The sequence below is a fragment of the Streptomyces sp. WAC06614 genome (assembly GCF_003949795.1).
In the GTDB taxonomy this organism is placed as follows: domain Bacteria; phylum Actinomycetota; class Actinomycetes; order Streptomycetales; family Streptomycetaceae; genus Streptomyces.
Window position 1 is genome coordinate 1 of record NZ_RPRY01000702.1, and the last position, 1,098, is coordinate 1,098.

Below are 1,098 nucleotides of genomic sequence, written 5' to 3' on the forward strand. Positions count from 1 at the left end.
GGTCGGGGGCGGGTGGCCCGACGGGGTGTGGTTCGTCGGGCTGGCCCCCGTGGACGACGCCGAGGACGTGGCCCAGGCGGGCGGCCAGGCGGTGGCGTACGTCCTCGTACGCGGCCAGGGCCTCGGCGGCGCGGCCCGCGCCGCGCAGGGCGCGCAGGCGGAGGGCCTGGAGCGGCTCGTCCAGCGGGCGTTCGGCGCACAGGGCGGTGAGTTCCGGCAGCACCGCCTCCGCCCGGCCCAGGGCCACGGCGGCGGTGAGGCGGCCCCGGCGGGCGTCCAGCCGTACGGCCTCCCAGCGGGCGGCCTCGGCGCCGGGCTCCGGCAGGTCCGCCAGGGCCGGGCCGCGCCACAGGCCGAGCGCCTCGTCGTAGAGCTCGACGGCGCGGGCCGGGTCGGTGGTGACGAGGCGCGCGGCGGTGCGGGCGAGGGTGTCGAAGCGGAAGAGGCCGGTCTCGTCGCGGTCGGCGACGAGGCGGTAGCCGCCGTCCTCGGAGGTGACGGCCTCCCGGCCGAGGGTGCGGCGCAGCCGGCCGACCAGGGCCTGGAGCGCGGCGAGTGCGTCGGCGGGCGGGTCGCCCGCCCAGACCTCGTCGACGAGGACGGCCGGGGGCACCGGGCGGCCGGGGCGCAGGGTGAGTGCCGTCAGCAGGGCCCGGAGCCGGGCGCCTCCGAGCGGGACGGGTGTCCCGTCGGCGTGGACCGCCTGAACCCTGCCGAGAATCGCATAACGCACCGACCCATTGTCCCCGGCCGGGCGCCGGACCCCGCATCAATTACCGGGGCGGGCCCGGAGCGGGGCGCCTGGCCGGCGGGGCCTTGCCCGACGCGGTCGAACCGGAGCCGCCGCTCAGGGGCGCGGCCTTGCCCGACGTTTGTCGGACCGGAGCCGCCGCTCAGGGGCGCGGCCTTGCCCGACGCGGTCGCACCGGAGCCGCCGCTCAGGGGCGCGGGGAACTGCGCGGGCGGGCGGGGCGCCCCGCGGTCGCCGACGGTCTCAGCACCTGCGGCGGCGGTGCGTGGCGCGGCTCCGCCGTACCGGTTCCGTCGTTCGCGGGCTGCGGGCCGTACCGGGCCGGGCGCGCAGTTCCCCGCGCCCCT

General features: G+C 80.3%; 1 protein-coding gene. It reads right to left on the reverse strand.

Translation table 11 applies throughout. The features are described 5' to 3' along the window. Positions 1-733, reverse strand: a 733-nt coding sequence (locus tag EF918_RS36005) for a BTAD domain-containing putative transcriptional regulator (RefSeq protein WP_185922099.1), incomplete at its 3' end; no start/stop codon positions are given. Positions 734-1,098: the final 365 nt, after the last annotated feature.